Raw genomic sequence first — 231 nt, 5'->3', positions numbered from 1 at the left:
GGACGGGTCGCCCGCGCTCGTGACCTTCAGCGTCGCGACGCTGCTCGTGTAGGCGATCCGCTCGACGCCTTCGGCGCGTGCCGCGCGCAGCGTCGCGACCGCGCCTTCGAGGTTCGCGCGCTCGATCTCGTCGGGTTCGGGCGCCCACAGCCGGTAGTCGGCCGCCACGTGCTGCAGGTAGCGCACGCCGCGCCGCGCGGCGCGCATCGACGCCTCGCCGCGCATGTCGCC

Annotated in this window: 1 pseudogene; it reads right to left on the bottom strand. The window is 75.8% G+C overall.

The features are described from left to right. Positions 1–231 (bottom strand): annotated as a pseudogene (locus tag KVT39_RS37585) (NAD-dependent dehydratase); the annotation flags it as partial.

The sequence above is a fragment of the Burkholderia sp. GbtcB21 genome (assembly GCF_019091065.1).
GTDB classification, from domain to species: domain Bacteria; phylum Pseudomonadota; class Gammaproteobacteria; order Burkholderiales; family Burkholderiaceae; genus Burkholderia; species Burkholderia pyrrocinia_C.
The sequence above is the reverse complement of the archived record's forward strand: the minus strand, read 5'-3'. Positions and strand labels throughout refer to the sequence as shown.